The organism is Myxococcus sp. SDU36 (assembly GCF_030168875.1).
Lineage (GTDB): Bacteria > Myxococcota > Myxococcia > Myxococcales > Myxococcaceae > Myxococcus > Myxococcus vastator.
In genome coordinates this window covers 7,221,620-7,238,404 of sequence record NZ_CP077414.1, presented here as the reverse complement: position 1 = coordinate 7,238,404, position 16,785 = coordinate 7,221,620, and the positions used below count along the sequence as shown (strand labels likewise).

Sequence of the window (16,785 nt, the reverse complement as noted above, 5' to 3'; positions counted from 1 at the left end):
GCTGCCCTATTCTCCCACGGGGGTTCCGTCCTGGAGCGTCACCCCTGGGATGACCAGGGAGGCACCTGCGCCGGCTGCTTCTATCACCAGCCGGTACGTCGCCGAGTCTCCCATCTTCTCCACCCAACCAAACTCCACCACGACACGGCCAGCGGCGCCGTGGGGGTGGGCTTCCAGCGCGAACCGCACGGCGCGCGCGGCCACCCGCTGGCCGGTGACGGCGTTCTCCAGCCAGGCCCTGCCCGGACGCCAGGACAGGCCGATGTCACTCCTGACACCCGCTTTGAACACGAGCCAGGTGTTCGCCAGGAAGCGCAAGCCTCCCTCAGACACGACATCCAGCCTGTCCGAGCTGGGGGGCACAGAGAACCGCGCCACCCGGACGCCTCTCTGCTCGATTTGTTGAGACAGCACCCAATCCGCCGGCCCCTTCATGGCCCCCTGTTCGCGCCGCTCGGCCAGGGCCGCCTCGCACGCGGCGCAGCGGGCCTCCAATTCCTCCACGCGCGCCTGGAGGAGCGCCAGCGCGTTGGCTTCGTGAAACACCATGACCTGGGCATCCACCACGTCCTCGGCGCTGGTCAGCAGGAAGACGGGCGCCGCCTGGGTGGACGGCCCCTGCAATCGCAGACGCAGCGCCACCGGCTCCGTCACGGACGCGACCGCACGGAGAGTGATGGAGCGACCTCCCACCGCCAGGAGCTCCACGGCTGTGCTGTCCGCCAGCCTCACGGACTGGGTGTCGATGGGCGCATCGAACGTGAGCGTCGTGGGGACGGCGGTGGAGATGCGCACCGGCTCCGCCTTCGCGGTGAGCACGACGTTCCGCATCCGGAGCCTGGGGGATTGCATGACCTCCGCCGGCGTACTCCATGCGGCGAGGGACCACAGCGCCAGTGCCAGTCCGGGAAGCCGTGACAAGGGGTGAAGCCTCATGCGCCCAAGCTAACAGACGCCTCTCGCCGCGCGTGCGCTGTCGAGCGCCATCCCACTCACCGCCCGCGAGCCCGCCCCGTTGAATTCAAGCTGCTTCGCGCTAAACTCTGTCCTCAACGCGGGTCCATCCGCACCGCTGCGGTGTCTAGCAAAACACCCGTCAGCGGCCATCCCGCGGGATTCCCTCTGCCCATGAATGGATTCGCGCATTCGACAGCCAATGCCGACCGCCGGGACTGGCATCGGCTCTCGGACCATCTGCTCGACACGGGGCGGCTCGCGGCGGACTTCGCCGCCGCGTTCGGCGCCGCGGCATATGGCGAGGTGAGCGGCCGGTTGCACGACCTGGGCAAGAACCAGCGTCCCTTCCAGGAGGAGCGCCTGAACGGGAAGCAGCTCCGGATCGACCACTCGACCGCTGGCGCCGTCGAAGCCGTGAAGCGGTGGGGCCCCTGGGGCCGACTGATTGCATATGCCATCGCCGGCCATCACGCGGGACTCGCGAATGGTCTCCCCGGCGAGAGCCAGACCCGCCGCTCGCTCAAGGAGCGGCTCGACTTGGACAAGTCGCGGCTCCTGCCCGGCTGGGAGGCGGTGCTGAAGCTGCCACCCGCGCTGCCCGACGTTCCGCTCAGGTTCCGAGACTCCAGGGCACCAGGCTTCACCCTGGCGTTCTTCGTCCGGATGCTGTTCTCCTGCTTGGTTGACGCCGACTACCTGGACACGGAGGCGTTCTACGCCAGGGTGGAGCAGCGCCAGGTGGAGCGCGGCCACGCCGTCACGCTCCCCGAGCTGCGAGACGTGCTGCGCGACTCCATGGCGCGCCTGGGAGTATTGGACAGCGACGTCAACCGCGTGCGCGCCGAGGTGCTCGCTCGCGCACGCGCGCACGCCCCATCCGCTCCGGGGCTGTTCTCGCTGACCGTACCCACCGGAGGCGGCAAGACGCTCGCGTCACTCAGCTTCGCGCTGGAACACGCCGCGCATCACGACAAGCGTCGGGTCATCTACGTCATCCCCTACACCAGCATCGTGGAGCAGACCGCCACGGTGTTCCGCGAGGCGCTCGCCCCTCACGGTGACGCGGTGCTGGAGCACCACAGCGGCTTCGATGACGCCGTGCTGGAGACCCAGCGGGCACGCGACAAGCGCCAGCTCGACATGCAGAGCTGGGACGCCCCCGTGGTCGTCACCACCGCCGTGCAGTTCTTCGAGAGCCTCTTCGGCGACCGCCCCTCGCAATGCCGCAAGCTGCACCGCATCGCGAACAGCGTCATCGTGCTCGACGAGGCGCAGACCTTGCCGCTCGGGCTGCTGCGCCCTTGCGTGGCGGCGCTCGACGAGCTCGCCCGCAACTATCGCAGCAGTGTGGTGCTCTGCACCGCGACGCAGCCAGCGCTTTGGGAAACAGGAGACCCGGTCCGCAGCTTCGCGGGCGGCCTCCCCGACCGCCCCGAGCGCGAGATTGCCCCCGCCCCGGCCGAGCTCCATCGGCGGTTGCGCCGTGTGCGCGTGCGCCACCTGGGTGAGACGACCGACGCGCAGTTGGTCGAACACCTGCGAGCGCATCCCCAGGTGTTGTGCATCGTCAACAACCGGGTCCACGCCAGACGTCTGTATCAGGCCATCAGCGACCTGCCCGGCGCGCGGCATCTGACGACGCTGATGTACTCCAGGCACCGCTCCGAGGTGCTGGACACGGTGCGCACCGCCCTCCGCGAAGCGCGCCCATGCCGACTCGTCGCAACCTCCCTCGTCGAAGCGGGGGTGGATGTGGACTTCCCGCTCGTGCTGCGCGCCGAGGCCGGCCTGGACTCGATTGCCCAGGCCGCCGGACGCTGCAATCGCGAGGGCAAGCGAGACTGGAATGAGAGCCAGGTCCTGGTCTTCCGCCCGGTGAGCCAGGACACCTCCCCGCCCCGCGAGCTGCGGGAGTACGCCGAGTCCGCGCGCGAAATCCTGCGCCAGCCGCGCTTTCGAGAAGACCCGCTGGCGCCAGATGCCCTCGACGCCTATTTCCGCCTGCTCTACTGGCGGCGCGACGGCGTCGACTCGCGGCTCGACGGAAAGGGCATCCTGAGCATGCTCGCGGGGCTGCGGACTGAGCTACCATTCGAGCAGGTGGCGCGTAAGTTCCGCATGATTGAGAGCCATCAGCAGCGAATCATCGTCCCCTGGCTCCCGGGCACCCGCGAGGAGCCGCCAGCGGTCTCCGAAGCCCTCGCGGCGCTGACGCGCGGCGGCTTCGTGGGCCCCAGCGCGCGCGTCCTGCAGCGCTACACCGTGCAGGTGCCGCTCGGTGCATTGAACGGGCTCTGCGCGGCCGGCGCGGTCCAGCCGTTCGAGGAGGAGCGCCTGGGTCGGCAGTTCATGCTGTTGAAGCAGCCTGAACGCTATCATGCGGCGTATGGGTTGAGCTGGGAGTCCCCGACGTTCATCGACCCCAGCAACCTCATGATATGAGCAGCGGAGGACGGCGTTGGGGTCCTCGCGGCGCCGCGCACCCAAGGGGGAAGGATGGCATACGGCATCAGATTGCGGGTCTGGGGCGACCGGGCGTGCTTCACCCGCCCCGAGCTCAAGGTGGAGCGTGTGAGCTACGACGTCATCACTCCCTCCGCGGCGCGGGGCATCCTGGAGGCCATCCACTGGAAGCCGGCGATTCGCTGGCGCATCGACCGCCTCCACGTCCTCAAACCCATCCGCTTCGAGTCAATCCGCCGCAACGAGGTGAAAGAGAAGCTCTCCGCCGTCAACGTCGCCAAGGCGATGAAGGCCGAGAGCACACGAGCGGCCAGACTCCATGTGGAGGACATCCGTCTGCAACGGGCCGCCACCGTGCTGCGTGAAGTGGACTACGTCATTGAGGCGCACTTCGACCTGACCGCGCGCGCCACCGAGGACGACAACGCTGGCAAGCATCTGGACATGTTCAACCGGAGGGCACGCCAGGGCCAGTGCTTCCACATGCCCTGCCTGGGCACGCGCGAGTTCCCGGCCAGCTTCGCGCTGCTCGAACAGGATGCGCCGCTGCCGGCGCCCGCAGGCGAGCTGGCCGGAGAGCGCGACCTGGGGTGGATGCTGCTCGACATCGACCATGCCCATGGCATGGCGCCGCGCTTCTTCCGTGCACGGATGCACCAGGGTGTCATCGACGTGCCCGCCTGGGACAGTGAGGAGGTGCGCACATGATGCTGGAGGCGCTCAGCCGTCTCTACCTCCAGTTGGCCGAGCGCGGCACCGTGCCGGACCCAGGCTTCAGGGATGAGAAAATCAGCTTCGAGCTGGTCCTCGCGTCGGACGGCACCCCCGTGGAGATCCGCGACCTCCGCATCCACGAGGGCAAGAAGTCGCGCCCGCAGCTCCTCCCCGTTCCCACATACTCCAGCAATACTCGCACCTCGGGCATCCTGCCCCATGTGTTGTGGGACAAGACGCCCTATGCCTTCGGCGTCACGGCTGTCGAAGACGAACGCACAACCAAGGAGCACGCAGCCTTCAAGCGACGCCAGCATGAGGTGTTGAAGGACGCGACCGATCCCACCCTGCGTGCCTACCTCGCCTTCGTGAATGACTGGAGGCCTGCTCGCTTCCGCGAGCTGCCCGGCTTCACCGAGGAAGCGCTGGACGCCAACTTTGTGTTCCGTATCGACGGTGAGAACACCTACCTGCACCAGAAGCCCGAGGCGCGGGTCTTATGGACGGCCGCGCTCACGCCAAGGGAAGCGCGCAAAGGACAGTGCCTCGTGTACGGCACGGAGGGGCCGCTTGCGGAGGGGCATCCCACCATCCGTGAGGTCGATGACGCCCAGACCTCGGGCGCCTACCTGATTTCCTACAACAGGTCGGCGTCCGAGTCTTACGGCAAGAAGGGAAACGAGAACGCCTCCATCTCACAGCAGGCTGTGTTTGCCTACTCCACGGCGCTGAACCACCTGCTCCGCAGAGAGCCGCACAACCGGCAGCGGTTGCGCATCGGCGACGCCACCGTGGTGTTCTGGGCCGAGGCGACAGGCGTGGCAGCGACCGATGCGGCCATCGGCTTGCTTTCAGTCCTGGTCCAGCCCACGAACGATGCTGAAGAGACCGCGAAGCTGCGCTCTGTGCTGGAAACCTTCGCCAGCGGCCAACCGATTGCGAGCATCGATCCGGACCTTCATCAGGACACGCGCTGCTACGTGCTCGGCCTCGCACCGAACGGCTCGCGACTGTCCGTGCGCTTCTGGATGACGGATACGCTGGAGCGGCTCGGCCAGCGCTTCGTCGAACACTATCGCGACCTGCGATTGGAGCCCGCGCCCCACCCGGCGCCTTCCCCATGGCGCCTGCTGCGCGAGACCGCGGCGCACGGGAAGAGCGAGAACGTTCCGCCACAACTCGCTGGCGAGCTGATGCGCGCCATCTTCACCGGTCAGCGCTATCCAGGCAGCCTGCTGGCGAACGTCGTGATGCGCATGCGCGCCGACCGCGACGTCGGCTTCACGTCCATCGGCCTGCGGGCCGCCATCTGCCGCATGTGCCTTGTGCGCGACGCGCGCAAGGGCGTCCACCAACAGAGTGAAGGGGGAACACCCGTGGGTCTCGACTCCGAAGAGCGCAATCCTGGCTACCGGCTCGGCCGGCTTTTCGCTGCGCTGGAGAACCTCCAGCGCGCGGCGCTGGGCCGTGACATCAACGCCACCATCCGGGAGCGCTACTACGGCTCTGCCTCCGCGACGCCGGCCAGTGTGTTCCCCCTCCTGCTGCGCGGCGCCACCCACCACTTCGCGAGCGTCAGGAAGGACAACCCCCGCCTCTCCTCGTTTCTAGAACGAGAGATTGCGCAGATCGTGGACGGCCTGGGCACCACCTTCCCTCCCAGTCTCCGGCTGGAGGACCAGGGCCGCTTCGCCATCGGCTACTACCAGCAGAAGTGCTATCGCCGTCCGGCGAGCGAAGCGGCCACGCCCGAGGGCGACACCACCGCCGACACCGACCAGGAAGAGGGGGAGTGACATGGGTGCCATCACCAACCGCTACGAGTTCGTGCTGCTGTTCGACGTCATCAAGGGCAATCCAAACGGAGACCCGGACGCGGGCAACCTGCCGAGACTGGACCCGGAGACCAACCAGGGACTGGTGTCGGACGTCTCCCTGAAGCGCAAGGTGCGCAATTACGTGGAGCTGGAGAAGGGCTCCGAGACAGGATTTGCCATCTACATGGCGGAGAAAGCCATCCTCAACGAGCAGCACGCCAAGGCCTACACGGCGGAGAACCTCAAGCCAGCGGCCAAGAAGCTCCCCAAGGCGAAGGAGAAGGCGGACGCGCTCACGCGATGGATGTGCGCCAACTTCTTCGACGTCCGGTGCTTCGGCGCGGTCATGACCACGGAGGTCAACTGCGGCCAGGTGCGGGGACCCGTGCAGTTGGGCTTCGCCAGCTCCATCGATCCAATCGTCCCGCTGGAGGTGTCCATCACCCGTATGGCGGTCACGAATGAGAAGGATGCGGAGAAGGAGCGCACCATGGGGCGAAAGCACCTCGTGCCCTATGGCCTCTATCGCGCGCACGGCTTCATCTCCGCCAAGCTGGCCGAAAGGTCGGGGTTTTCCGCCGAGGACCTCGAACTGCTCTGGCGCAGCTTGACGAACATGTTCGAGCACGACCGCTCCGCCGCGCGCGGCGAGATGGCGACCCGAAAGCTGCTCGTGTTCAAGCACGACAGCGCGCTCGGCAACGCGCCCGCACACCGGCTGTTCGACCTGGTCCACGTCCGGCGCCGGAACGATGATGCGCCTGCGCGCCAGTATGCCGACTACGTGGTCGACATCGCCCGCGACAAGCTCCCAGAAGGCGTCGCGCTGGAGGAGAAACTCTGAGCGCTACGCCCATTGGGGGTGGTCGGACCTGCCATGCCTTTCCGCGCGCTGAAGCGCGTCCTCCAGCGCCCTGACGGTGTCCTCGAATCCACCGGGCACTTCGATGGTGCCCTTCGGTCCTGTCTGGATGTCCGCTGGTGGCGCACCACTCCAGCAGGCACGATGCTGCCCGTCACCAGGCACTCGACGGGCCATTTGCATGTCAGCTCACCTCATGCTTGGGAGCAGTTCCACAACCCCGCACAATGATCGCATCGTCCAACGGTGATATCTCTTGTCGGAAGATGGCGAGCGGAAGACAGGGCACCACGACGCCCGGGGACCTCTGAACGTCGAGGGGCTGCTTGTCATGGAGTAGTCGCCCGCGAACCGCCCCCAGTGGGCGCTCCGCCGAGGGTTCGCGCTCTTTGAAATCCACAATAATTTCAATAAGTTGGATGCAGAAGCACGCGTGTCGAGGTCGGAGGAGCGTGGTGACGGAGGCAGGTTCGCGAAATCGGGCTGGATTCCGTAGGAAGATCGGTATGTTGGAAGTGCAGAGTCGCTCCCCGTGAACGCGGGGAGCGTGGGTTGAAACCATTTCCAGCAACAACCACCCCTAGGAGTCCCGTCGCTCCCCGTGAACGCGGGGAGCGTGGGTTGAAACCGGTAGGCACGGCACCCTGTCGTCGCGCGAGGCAGTCGCTCCCCGTGAACGCGGGGAGCGTGGGTTGAAACATGCCCTCACCTACGGCCCCGAGGCGGTGCGCCGTCGCTCCCCGTGAACGCGGGGAGCGTGGGTTGAAACCCAAGCGCCAGACGGGCACCGTGCTCGCGTCGGAGGTCGCTCCCCGTGAACGCGGGGAGCGTGGGTTGAAACTTGTACGCCTCGCTCCCCTCGCTGAGTCCCTGGTCGCTCCCCGTGAACGCGGGGAGCGTGGGTTGAAACCTGGCCACGGCGTGGGGCCGCCAGCGCAACGCGGGTCGCTCCCCGTGAACGCGGGGAGCGTGGGTTGAAACCGCCCGAATCCGGGCGATTCGTTCCTCATTGGCGGTCGCTCCCCGTGAACGCGGGGAGCGTGGGTTGAAACCGCGACACGGTTGGCGTGCGGCAGGAGGCCCAGCGTCGCTCCCCGTGAACGCGGGGAGCGTGGGTTGAAACTCGACGCGGGCACGAACAGGCGCTTCATGAACTTGTCGCTCCCCGTGAACGCGGGGAGCGTGGGTTGAAACGCGACACAGCGCCTCCCACGGCGGCGTCGTGTAGGTCGCTCCCCGTGAACGCGGGGAGCGTGGGTTGAAACGGGGCCCTGCTCCCCCAGGATGCGCGCGGCGGCGGTCGCTCCCCGTGAACGCGGGGAGCGTGGGTTGAAACTGGCAGAACAGCTCCGCGAAGGAGCGCGAGGCCGAGTCGCTCCCCGTGAACGCGGGGAGCGTGGGTTGAAACCCGGGCGGCACCGGCTTGCCGCACCTCTCGTCCGGTCGCTCCCCGTGAACGCGGGGAGCGTGGGTTGAAACCGTCTAGGTTGCACGTTTAAGGGCCGGGTAGTGGGTCGCTCCCCGTGAACGCGGGGAGCGTGGGTTGAAACGTCAAGCTGCCAGACGCGAACAACCACGCGGCAAAGGTCGCTCCCCGTGAACGCGGGGAGCGTGGGTTGAAACGTGATGCGCTCGTGCGTGGCAAGCTTCGTCTTCGTCGCTCCCCGTGAACGCGGGGAGCGTGGGTTGAAACATAACGCGAAACTCCTGAGTGAGAAGTGAAACGGTCGCTCCCCGTGAACGCGGGGAGCGTGGGTTGAAACGGGCACGACGCGCCGCCCGAGGACATGGGCCCTGTCGCTCCCCGTGAACGCGGGGAGCGTGGGTTGAAACGCCGCGCTGTGCACCACCGGCACGCCGCCCCTGTCGCTCCCCGTGAACGCGGGGAGCGTGGGTTGAAACCCGAGGGAGACACGACCACACAGCCAGCGGCGCCGTCGCTCCCCGTGAACGCGGGGAGCGTGGGTTGAAACATGGCGCGCAGGGTATCAGGCGGGGACGTCGTGGTCGCTCCCCGTGAACGCGGGGAGCGTGGGTTGAAACCTCTACCGTCACGACGAAAGGCGTCCCGTCCTTCGGGTCGCTCCCCGTGAACGCGGGGAGCGTGGGTTGAAACTGCCATACGCCACGCCCACGGACGCTTGACCGGGTCGCTCCCCGTGAACGCGGGGAGCGTGGGTTGAAACTCCCCCAGGGTGCCTGCTGTGTGAATCACGCTCGTCGCTCCCCGTGAACGCGGGGAGCGTGGGTTGAAACCTTCATCCGCTGCCAGCGGGATTGCTGGCAGTCCTGTCGCTCCCCGTGAACGCGGGGAGCGTGGGTTGAAACACCTCGTAGCCGTGCAGGCAGGTGGGCGAGATGGTCGCTCCCCGTGAACGCGGGGAGCGTGGGTTGAAACTTCGGGTCAGCGACGCGGCGCAGCACCAACTCGGTCGCTCCCCGTGAACGCGGGGAGCGTGGGTTGAAACCTGACAATCTCGTTGACGCTCACGAAGAGATTGTCGTCGCTCCCCGTGAACGCGGGGAGCGTGGGTTGAAACCAGTAAGCGGGCCGGGGCCGCTCGCCGTTGACCCGTCGCTCCCCGTGAACGCGGGGAGCGTGGGTTGAAACCAACTTCAACGTCCTTGACGTATATCGAAAGTGGGGGTCGCTCCCCGTGAACGCGGGGAGCGTGGGTTGAAACACCTGAAGCTCACTGACGTGGTCCAGGCTGAAGGTCGCTCCCCGTGAACGCGGGGAGCGTGGGTTGAAACAGGTGCGGGTAGACGGCGATGCCGCGGGGGGAAAGTCGCTCCCCGTGAACGCGGGGAGCGTGGGTTGAAACCTCGGGGAGCTCTGCGCGCTGGGGCAGCACGTGTCGTCGCTCCCCGTGAACGCGGGGAGCGTGGGTTGAAACCACTCCCACCGCTTCACGCTCGCGCAGCTTGTCTTGTCGCTCCCCGTGAACGCGGGGAGCGTGGGTTGAAACAGCTACCACCACCCGGACTACGGCGACACCTGGGGTCGCTCCCCGTGAACGCGGGGAGCGTGGGTTGAAACCCTCCGGCGCCAGCACCAGCAGGCCCGCCGCATACGTCGCTCCCCGTGAACGCGGGGAGCGTGGGTTGAAACTGCTCCGTGTACTCACGCTGCAGTTTGGCAGCGAGTCGCTCCCCGTGAACGCGGGAAGCGTGGGTTGAAACCACGCAAGGCCCCGGACGACACCAAAGGCACCAGTCGCTCCCCGTGAACGCGGGGAGCGTGGGTTGAAACTCGTCGGTGAGTCGGGACAAGTCGGCGGGCTGCGTCGCTCCCCGTGAACGCGGGGAGCGTGGGTTGAAACTTCTCGGCGGCCTTCAGGCTTCGGGCGTTCATGTGGTCGCTCCCCGTGAACGCGGGGAGCGTGGGTTGAAACCGACGCACCACACCGTCGATGGGGTCCGGCGCGCAGTCGCTCCCCGTGAACGCGGGGAGCGTGGGTTGAAACGAGGGCTCCTGGTCCGATGTGATTCGGTCCACCGGTCGCTCCCCGTGAACGCGGGGAGCGTGGGTTGAAACCTCACCGACACGAACGCCTCCCCAACACCTCGGCGGTCGCTCCCCGTGAACGCGGGGAGCGTGGGTTGAAACGAGGGAGAAGAGGCCGCCGAGGACCTGGAGAAGCGGTGTTGCTCCCCGTGAACGCGGGGAGCGTGGGTTGAAACTCGACGCTGAGCACCACGTAGCTCTGGTTGAAGAGGTCGCTCCCCGTGAACGCAGGGAGCGTGGGTTGAAACTCGACGCTGAGCACCACGTAGCTCTGGTTGAAGAGGTCGCTCCCCGTGAACGCAGGGAGCGTGGGTTGAAACTCGACAAGGACGGAGAGAGTGCCCAACTCCTCTGGTCGCTCCCCGAGAACGCGGGGAGCGTGGGTTGAGACTCGGCCACGGTGACTGGTGCGATACGGGTCCGCGTCGCTCCTCGTGAACATGGGGAGCGTGGGTTGGAACGCGGACGCCCTCGTGGCCCTGACAGGGCCAGTTGCCGCCTCGCGGGTGGCCTGTTCGACGTGTCCGTGTCGCGTGCCCTCCAGGCGACGCAGAGGGTCCAGTGTCCGTGGCCCGCTGGTGCTACGGCTCGTCCGCCATGTCTTCGAGCTGACCTTCCGCTATCTCGCGGTAGAACGGGACGGCCTCGACAGGGAGCACATCCCACGTTTCCTGCCGGGCGCGATCAACGTCGCCGGCCTCCTTGTGTTGATACATACGGCTCAGCGCCTCGGAGATTCTCGCGGAGCCGTCGCGGATGCGGCGCGAAACCTCGCGGAGCAGGTCCAACGCTTCGTCCCCCTTCCGCTGCCCCTCAGAATAGCGCATGCAGGCATGACAAGCGCCCATCCAGCCGCGGACCTGATGCGTATTCCCAGGATCGGATTTGAAAAGGTTCGTCGAGTCGCGCATGACCGGAGTCGTGCCCCCGCATGACGGGTGCCCCCGCAGCAGTCACGCTCGGCGACACCTCCGTCATGGCCGGTGCTGATTCACCGCCCGGAAGAACTGGGTGAGCGAGTACTCCAACAGCGACTGGCGCGACTGCATGTACCGGCGCGCACGGAGGAAGGGCAGCCAGACGCGCTTGCCCACGCGCACCTGGGACTCTTCCAGCTTCCGCCGCGGCACCCACGTCCCTCCCAGTCGCCGCACCAGCACGTCACCCAGGTAGGCACCCAACGCTGGAGCCGTGTGACTGTCGATGAGCTGCCGCTCGTACCGCTCCGGGAAGTTCTCCCGCCAGAAGTAGACGTCCAGGTCCGTGAGAGACTCAGGCGTCTCGTCCATGATGGAGGGCACCTTGGCGTGCAGCCCCGCAATGAGGCCTTCGGACAAGTCTCCGTAAGACATGAGGACGCGCTCTGAATTCTCCACCTCCGAGGGAAGGGCGGCTGGGAGCCACTCCTCCGGCTCCGGAGGCCGGAAGGCGTTGAGCTCAGCAATCTTCCGTTGCCGCTCGCTGATGGCGAACTCCGCCGGCAGCCGCGAGAGGAACGGCGCCACGTCCGGGTGAAAGCTCGGCTCGATGGGTACGAGCGCTGCGCTGCGCTCCCTCAGCGTGCGCAGCACCGCGTCGAAGTCGAGGTCCGGCCGCAGGTGAACATGGGCGCGGGCCTGCGCCACGCGCGCCTCATCGCTAGCGAAGTCGGCGGCGGTAGGCCATAGCACCAGGAGGACAGCGCCGTTGGGAAGCTCCTCCACGCGGTGCGCAGGCGCCGAGAGCATCCGCTCGCGGCCTACGCGCGCGACGAGCTTGGGGCCGAAGACGTTCAGCCAGAACAGCTCGTAGACCTTGTCGAAGCCATCTCGCAGAGTCGCTTCGTCATCGCGCCCAAAGTGGGGGGCGCCAGACAACTGATCATCAGCGGCACTATGCGCCATTGCAAACGGGCTCGGGTACCTCGCAGCCCAATCACGAACCATCTTCACGAACGTGCGACAGCGCTCCTGCTCATTGAAATACGACAGCGGCTGGACCTGCAGATTGAGGCTCAATGAAGGCTGAGGGGTCGTCAGTCCCAGGTATAAAGTCAGAGAGGAGAGCAGGTCCGAATCCGAGCGAAAGAGTTCAATGGACGTGCTCTTCCCCTTTCGTCCCTCATCCAAGGCCTTCCAGACCGAGGAGCGCGAGTATTTGCGTTGCCGCTTTCCCGCGATGGCGGTTGGCATCCAACCGCCCGCATTTTCCTCAAGGGACTGAAACAGGAACTCAAACTCGCGTTCGACCGGCACCTGACGCTCAAAGGAGCCCTCAAGGAAGAGTCGAAGGCTGTCCCCGGCGTTCAACGCTTGAAAGGTCGGTGCGTTCATTGGACCACGACCTCCACGCCTTCGACCTCCATCTTGGTTTTTTTCATGGCATCGACCAACGCTCTTGCGTCCAATGGCTTGAGTGCACCCCCCTCATAAACAAGTCGCACCCTCTGAACCTGTGCATCCGTCTGCATTCCAGGCCTACGGATACTCAGCATCTCGCCGTAATACCGCAGGGCACTGCTTGCGTCCGCAATCATCTGCGACGTGAGCTCCCCTCCCTTCAGGAGCTTCAGGTCCCGACTCTTGAGGCTGAACGTCTCCACGCGGGGCGTCGGGCCAGCAGGCGGCCCCTCTTCGATGACGAGCACGTCCGCGAAGCGCAGGTCCGCCTTCGCCACCCCCACATGCGTCTCGATGCGGGGCTGGTCGAAGTCCTTGAGCCACCGCCGCTGCGCCCGAGGGAGGGCCGCGTCCTCCTCCAGGAGAGCGACCATCTTCCGCTCGAAGGCCAGGCCCCGCGCGTACCGGTCACGCATCCCCTGGTAGCCCGCCCACTCCAGCGGCCCCTTGAGCGCCGTGCGCTGGCCGACCTCCGCGGTCCGGCGCTCCAAGTACGAGAGGTAGTCCGCCCAGAGCGCATGAACTGCGGCTCCCGGAGGCGCCGCTTTCCGCAGCGTCTCGCTGTGCTTCTTCAGGAAGCCCACGTCCATCGGCAGCCGTGCCCCCGCGGCCTCGGCCTCCGCCTGCCGAAGCTTCGCCTCCGCCACCTCCGCCGGGATTCCGGCCGCCTCTGGCGGAAGGGAGGGCCTGCCGCCGCCACGACTCCTCGCGACGCCGCCCCTTGTTGCGCTGGCACTTGAGGGCTCCCGATACCGCTCCGCCAACAGGGCCTGCGCCCTGGGCAGGTTGCCTCGGGCTGCATGCAGGGCCCTGACGCCAGCCGGCCCCTCCACCGCCGCGAAGAGCGCGGCCTCACGTTTGCCTCGAAGGAGTGAGAAGACGTCGCGGACCGCGTCGGGGCCGAACTGCACCTCCAACTCCTTCACGACGGCCTTCAGCGACTCGACATCCAGCGCCGAGAGCCGTCGCAGGCTCGCCCGCCCGCTGGACGTCGACTCCACCAGGGCACGAGCGCCCTTGCCCGCGGCATACAGCGCTACCATCAGCCCAGTCGGCGCCAGCTCGCGCGTGGCCTGCTCGTACTTGCCCCGCGCCAGCGAGTACGCCCCGTGCCCCGTGCCCACCACCAGGTGTCCCTCCGCCAGAGCGCACCGGGTGGGCGGCTGCGCTCCGCCAGGAGGTATGCTGAGGCTGGCCGCGGAGGTAGCGAGCCATGCACGGACTCAGGACGACGAAGAAGCGGGGCGGTTGGCGGCAGTGGACGCCTGACGAGGCACGCAGGGAGTTGGCGGCGTTGCAGAGGAGCGGGTTGCCGCTGGCCACGTACGCGCGGCAGCGCGGCGTCTCGGACCAGCGACTGCGCTGGTGGCGGGAGCGCCTCGGGGAGTGGGAGGAGGCGGCGCCCGTTAACGGCCCAGCGCGGTGGGTACCGGCCGTGCTGAGGGGGATGAGCGCTGCGCCGACGCTGCCCGCGGAAGGGAGTGCCGCGGTGGTGGTGAGGCTGCCGGGCGGCTGTGTGCTGGAGTTGTTGGACGCGGCCGCAATCCCCCCTGCCTGGGTCGCAGAGTTGGTGGGTGCGCTGGCTGCGGGGGGCGGGTAGATGCTGCTCTTGCCCCGGGCGGTGAAGGTGTACGTGGCGATGGCGCCGTGCAACCTGCGGCGCAGCTTCGATGGCTTGAGCAACGAAGTCCGCGAGGTGCTGGCCAAGGACCCACTGAGCGGCCACGTCTTCGTCTTCCTCAACCGCCGGAAGAACCAGGTGAAGCTTCTGCTGTGGACGCGCGGCGGCTTCACCCTCGTACACAAGCGCCTCGAGCGTGGCACCTTCACCTTTCCGAGCCAGGTGGCCCTGGGCGCCACCAGCATTGAACTCGACGTGCATGAGTTGGCGATGCTGCTCGAGGGCATCGACGTGCAGCGCGCGCGGACGTCGCAGCGCTGGGAGCCCCCGGGGCACTTGCGCTCGGCCTGAAGAAAATCTCCTTCGAGGGTGTGGCGCGGGCACGGCGGCTGGTTACCTTTCCCGCGCCTTGCCAGGTACCGCGCCCACCTCCGAGACGACGAAGAAGCCGCGCCGAGGCCCGGTGCTGGAGGTGCTCAAAGCGCTCCTCGCCGAGGGCCGCACCGAAGAGGTGGTGGCGTTGGTGGCCAGGCTGGTGTCGAGAAACTCGGAGCTGGAGCGGCTGCTTCAGGACGCCAAGACGAAGGGCAAGAAGAGCGAGGGCGTGTCCACCACGCAGCTGAAGCTGCTCCTGGGCGGACTGCCGGCGAACTCCGATGGTGACGTGGCGGAAGTGGATGCAAGACTTCGCCGCTCGTCCGGCATTGACGAGGAGCCTCCGCAAAAGGAACAAGCGCGGCCGAAGCGGACGCGTCCCGCCCGCCGCCCCATTCCGACGAATCTGCGCCGGGTGGAGAACGTCATCCCGGTGCCTGCACAGCAGCGTCCGTGCCCTCGGTGCGGCGAGGTGCGGAAGTGCGTCGGGCACGAGGTGACGGAGGTCATCGACCTGATTCCGGCGGAGGTCATCGTCCGGCAGGACAAGCGGGAGAAGCTCGCGTGCCACCTGTGCGAGGCGGAGGTGGTCCGCGCCCCGCTGGGCGAGAAGGTGGTGAGCGGCGGGAGGATGGGCGCCAGGCTGGTGGCCCAGCTTCTCGTGGAGAAGTACTACGACGGGCTGCCGCTGAGCCGGCAGGTGGAGCGCTTTGAGCGGCTGGGACTCGAGGTGGCCTCTCCACCCTCGCCGACCAGGTGGCCTGGGCAACCGAGGCGCTCCGGCCCGTGTGGCGCGCGGCCATGTCCAAGGTACTGGGCGCCACGGTGATGCACCTGGATGCGACGTCGCTGCCGGTGCTGGACTCGAAGAATGCGAAGGGCATTCGCCTGGGCGCCATCTGGGGCTATGTGGGCGCCGACGTGAAAGACTGCGGCACGCAGCACACCGCGCTGTGTCTGTACAACTCGACGGGCAAGCGGGAGGGCCAGCGCGAGGGGAGATAGGCCCCGCGCAGATGCTGGCGATGCGAGTGGGCCTCACGGTGGCCGATGCGGCCGGCCTCTTCGACGCGTCCTTCAAGCGGGCGGGCCTGCTGGAATGTGGCTGCAACACGCACGCGAGGCGCTACTTCCGGAAGGCCCTGGACGGCGGCGACAAGCGAGCCGCGCTGCCGCTGGCGGCCTTCAAGCGACTCTTCGCCATCGAGCGAAGGCTCCAGGCCTGTACCATTGACGAGCGGCGGCGAGGGCGGCAGGAGCGCAGCAAACCCGTCTACGACGACCTCATTGCCTGGGCGATTGCCCACCAACCCAATGAGCCGCCCTCCTCCCCGCTGGGCCGGGCCATCCGGTACTTGCTCAACCACCAACAGGCGTTGCGACGCTACCTCGAAGACGGCGTCATCCCCATCGACAACACCGTCGTGGAGCGCCTGCACATCCGCACCGCGCTGACGAGGAAGAACTTCCTCTTCGCCGGCAGTGACGCAGGTGGCGAACGCGCCGCCATTGCGTACACCCTCCTGGGGTGCTGCAAGCTGGCTGAGGTAGACCCCGTCGCATACCTGGCGGACGTCCTGCCCCGGCTGGCCACCAGAAGCTGTGCCTCCGCGACATGCCCGCGCTGCTGCCCGCGGAATGGAAGCGCTCGCATCCCGAAGCCGTGCGCGGCAAGGCGGCAGCCGCGCGCTGAGCGCCAGGGGCGCCTCGCGCCTCGCAGGCAGGCGTGGCCCTCTCGTATGGTCCTCGGCGGAGGACGGCATGCCGAAGAACCAGAGGAAGCTCCGCATCTACATCTCCGCCGACGCGCTCGCGCTGCTCAAGCACCTCGACTACCCATGCTCCGAGGAAGTGCTCGCCTCGGCGAAGCGAGTCGAAGGGCTCGAAGACGAGGGCTTGGACTACGAATTGAGCGGCACCCGTGATGACTTCGAGAGCCTCGCCGGCTGGGTTGCCGGTGATGCAAACCACGCCGACCGCCGCCAGAAGCGGAAGCTGGCCTTGCTGCTGGCCCTCTCGGACGCGCTCGAGTCGGTGCTCTGACGACTGACGACGCGCCGCTGGCGGCCCGCCCAACACTCTCTCCGCTC

General features: G+C 67.3%; 13 protein-coding genes, 1 pseudogene and 1 CRISPR repeat array. Of the genes and pseudogenes, 10 read left to right on the top strand and 4 right to left on the bottom strand.

What is annotated here, in order from left to right; translation table 11 throughout:
* Window positions 1-6 precede the first annotated feature (6 nt).
* Window positions 7-936: a DUF2381 family protein gene (locus tag KGD87_RS29530; protein ID WP_284664291.1), complete on the bottom strand. Its 930-nt coding sequence runs from the start codon at window positions 934-936 to the stop codon at window positions 7-9.
* Window positions 937-1,128: 192 nt separating this feature from the next.
* Between KGD87_RS29530 and cas3 the strand changes: the two genes are divergently transcribed.
* From cas3 to cas7c, 4 genes are read left to right on the top strand one after another with little or no spacing between them, the layout of a single operon-like run.
* Window positions 1,129-3,399 carry a CRISPR-associated helicase Cas3' gene (gene cas3 / locus KGD87_RS29525; RefSeq protein WP_284664290.1) on the top strand — a complete coding sequence of 757 codons (2,271 nt, stop codon included), beginning with the start codon at window positions 1,129-1,131 and terminating at the stop codon, window positions 3,397-3,399.
* Between the two features lie 54 nt (window positions 3,400-3,453).
* Window positions 3,454-4,128, top strand: a complete 675-nt coding sequence (cas5c, locus tag KGD87_RS29520) for a type I-C CRISPR-associated protein Cas5c (RefSeq protein WP_284664289.1) — start codon at window positions 3,454-3,456, stop codon at window positions 4,126-4,128.
* Window positions 4,125-5,930 (top strand): type I-C CRISPR-associated protein Cas8c/Csd1, encoded by a 1,806-nt coding sequence (gene cas8c / locus KGD87_RS29515; RefSeq protein ID WP_284664288.1) that lies wholly within the window; start codon window positions 4,125-4,127, stop codon window positions 5,928-5,930. Before cas5c ends, cas8c begins: the two co-directional genes overlap by 4 nt.
* Before the next feature lies 1 nt (window position 5,931).
* Entirely contained in the window at window positions 5,932-6,795 is an 864-nt protein-coding gene (cas7c, locus tag KGD87_RS29510) for a type I-C CRISPR-associated protein Cas7/Csd2 (RefSeq protein WP_284664287.1), read from the top strand.
* A gap of 540 nt (window positions 6,796-7,335) precedes the next feature.
* Window positions 7,336-10,782: a CRISPR direct-repeat array (repeat unit 37 nt; unit sequence GTCGCTCCCCGTGAACGCGGGGAGCGTGGGTTGAAAC).
* A gap of 120 nt (window positions 10,783-10,902) precedes the next feature.
* On the opposite strand, the gene KGD87_RS29505 is transcribed toward cas7c, so the two are convergent.
* The 3 genes from KGD87_RS29505 to KGD87_RS29495 form a co-directional block, all read right to left on the bottom strand.
* Window positions 10,903-11,232: a DUSAM domain-containing protein gene (locus tag KGD87_RS29505; RefSeq protein ID WP_284664286.1), complete on the bottom strand. Its 330-nt coding sequence runs from the start codon at window positions 11,230-11,232 to the stop codon at window positions 10,903-10,905.
* Between the two features lie 63 nt (window positions 11,233-11,295).
* The gene (locus KGD87_RS29500) at window positions 11,296-12,633 is read right to left on the bottom strand and encodes a hypothetical protein (protein WP_284664285.1); all 1,338 of its coding nucleotides are present in this window, start codon (window positions 12,631-12,633) and stop codon (window positions 11,296-11,298) included.
* Window positions 12,630-13,826: a hypothetical protein gene (locus KGD87_RS29495; RefSeq protein WP_350100286.1), complete on the bottom strand. Its 1,197-nt coding sequence runs from the start codon at window positions 13,824-13,826 to the stop codon at window positions 12,630-12,632. Before KGD87_RS29495 ends, KGD87_RS29500 begins: the two co-directional genes overlap by 4 nt.
* An 86-nt stretch (window positions 13,827-13,912) precedes the next feature.
* On the opposite strand from KGD87_RS29495, the gene tnpA reads away from it, so the two are divergent.
* The 6 genes and pseudogenes from tnpA to KGD87_RS29470 all read left to right on the top strand — a co-directional run bounded on the left by tnpA (window position 13,913) and on the right by KGD87_RS29470 (window position 16,738).
* Window positions 13,913-14,299, top strand: a complete 387-nt coding sequence (gene tnpA / locus KGD87_RS29490; RefSeq protein ID WP_284662560.1) for an IS66 family insertion sequence element accessory protein TnpA — start codon at window positions 13,913-13,915, stop codon at window positions 14,297-14,299.
* Window positions 14,300-14,671, top strand: a complete 372-nt coding sequence (gene tnpB, locus KGD87_RS29485; protein ID WP_095959537.1) for an IS66 family insertion sequence element accessory protein TnpB — start codon at window positions 14,300-14,302, stop codon at window positions 14,669-14,671.
* 58 nt (window positions 14,672-14,729) lie between these two features.
* Window positions 14,730-15,524 carry an IS66 family transposase zinc-finger binding domain-containing protein gene (locus KGD87_RS29480; protein ID WP_284664284.1) on the top strand — a complete coding sequence of 265 codons (795 nt, stop codon included), beginning with the start codon at window positions 14,730-14,732 and terminating at the stop codon, window positions 15,522-15,524.
* Window positions 15,452-15,700 carry an IS66 family transposase gene (locus tag KGD87_RS29475; RefSeq protein ID WP_350100282.1) on the top strand — a complete coding sequence of 83 codons (249 nt, stop codon included), beginning with the start codon at window positions 15,452-15,454 and terminating at the stop codon, window positions 15,698-15,700. The genes KGD87_RS29480 and KGD87_RS29475 overlap by 73 nt, the downstream gene beginning before the upstream one ends.
* An 11-nt stretch (window positions 15,701-15,711) precedes the next feature.
* A pseudogene (locus tag KGD87_RS36980) lies at window positions 15,712-16,182 on the top strand (IS66 family transposase); the annotation flags it as partial.
* Between the two features lie 274 nt (window positions 16,183-16,456).
* Complete coding sequence (locus tag KGD87_RS29470) at window positions 16,457-16,738, top strand: hypothetical protein (RefSeq protein WP_284662566.1); 282 nt, start codon at window positions 16,457-16,459, stop codon at window positions 16,736-16,738.
* Window positions 16,739-16,785: the final 47 nt, after the last annotated feature.

Excerpts from the sequence above, each read along its gene's own strand:
- tnpA (WP_284662560.1), top strand. The coding sequence starts at position 13,913 with ATGCACGGACTCAGGACGACGAAGAAGCGGGGCGGTTGGCGGCAGTGG.
- KGD87_RS29470 (WP_284662566.1), top strand. The coding sequence starts at position 16,457 with ATGCCGAAGAACCAGAGGAAGCTCCGCATCTACATCTCCGCCGACGCG.
- cas3 (WP_284664290.1), top strand. The coding sequence starts at position 1,129 with ATGAATGGATTCGCGCATTCGACAGCCAATGCCGACCGCCGGGACTGG.
- KGD87_RS29500 (WP_284664285.1), bottom strand. The coding sequence starts at position 12,633 with ATGAACGCACCGACCTTTCAAGCGTTGAACGCCGGGGACAGCCTTCGA.
- cas8c (WP_284664288.1), top strand. The coding sequence starts at position 4,125 with ATGATGCTGGAGGCGCTCAGCCGTCTCTACCTCCAGTTGGCCGAGCGC.
- tnpB (WP_095959537.1), top strand. The coding sequence starts at position 14,300 with ATGCTGCTCTTGCCCCGGGCGGTGAAGGTGTACGTGGCGATGGCGCCG.
- KGD87_RS29505 (WP_284664286.1), bottom strand. The coding sequence starts at position 11,232 with ATGCGCGACTCGACGAACCTTTTCAAATCCGATCCTGGGAATACGCAT.
- KGD87_RS29530 (WP_284664291.1), bottom strand. The coding sequence starts at position 936 with ATGAGGCTTCACCCCTTGTCACGGCTTCCCGGACTGGCACTGGCGCTG.
- cas7c (WP_284664287.1), top strand. The coding sequence starts at position 5,932 with ATGGGTGCCATCACCAACCGCTACGAGTTCGTGCTGCTGTTCGACGTC.
- cas5c (WP_284664289.1), top strand. The coding sequence starts at position 3,454 with ATGGCATACGGCATCAGATTGCGGGTCTGGGGCGACCGGGCGTGCTTC.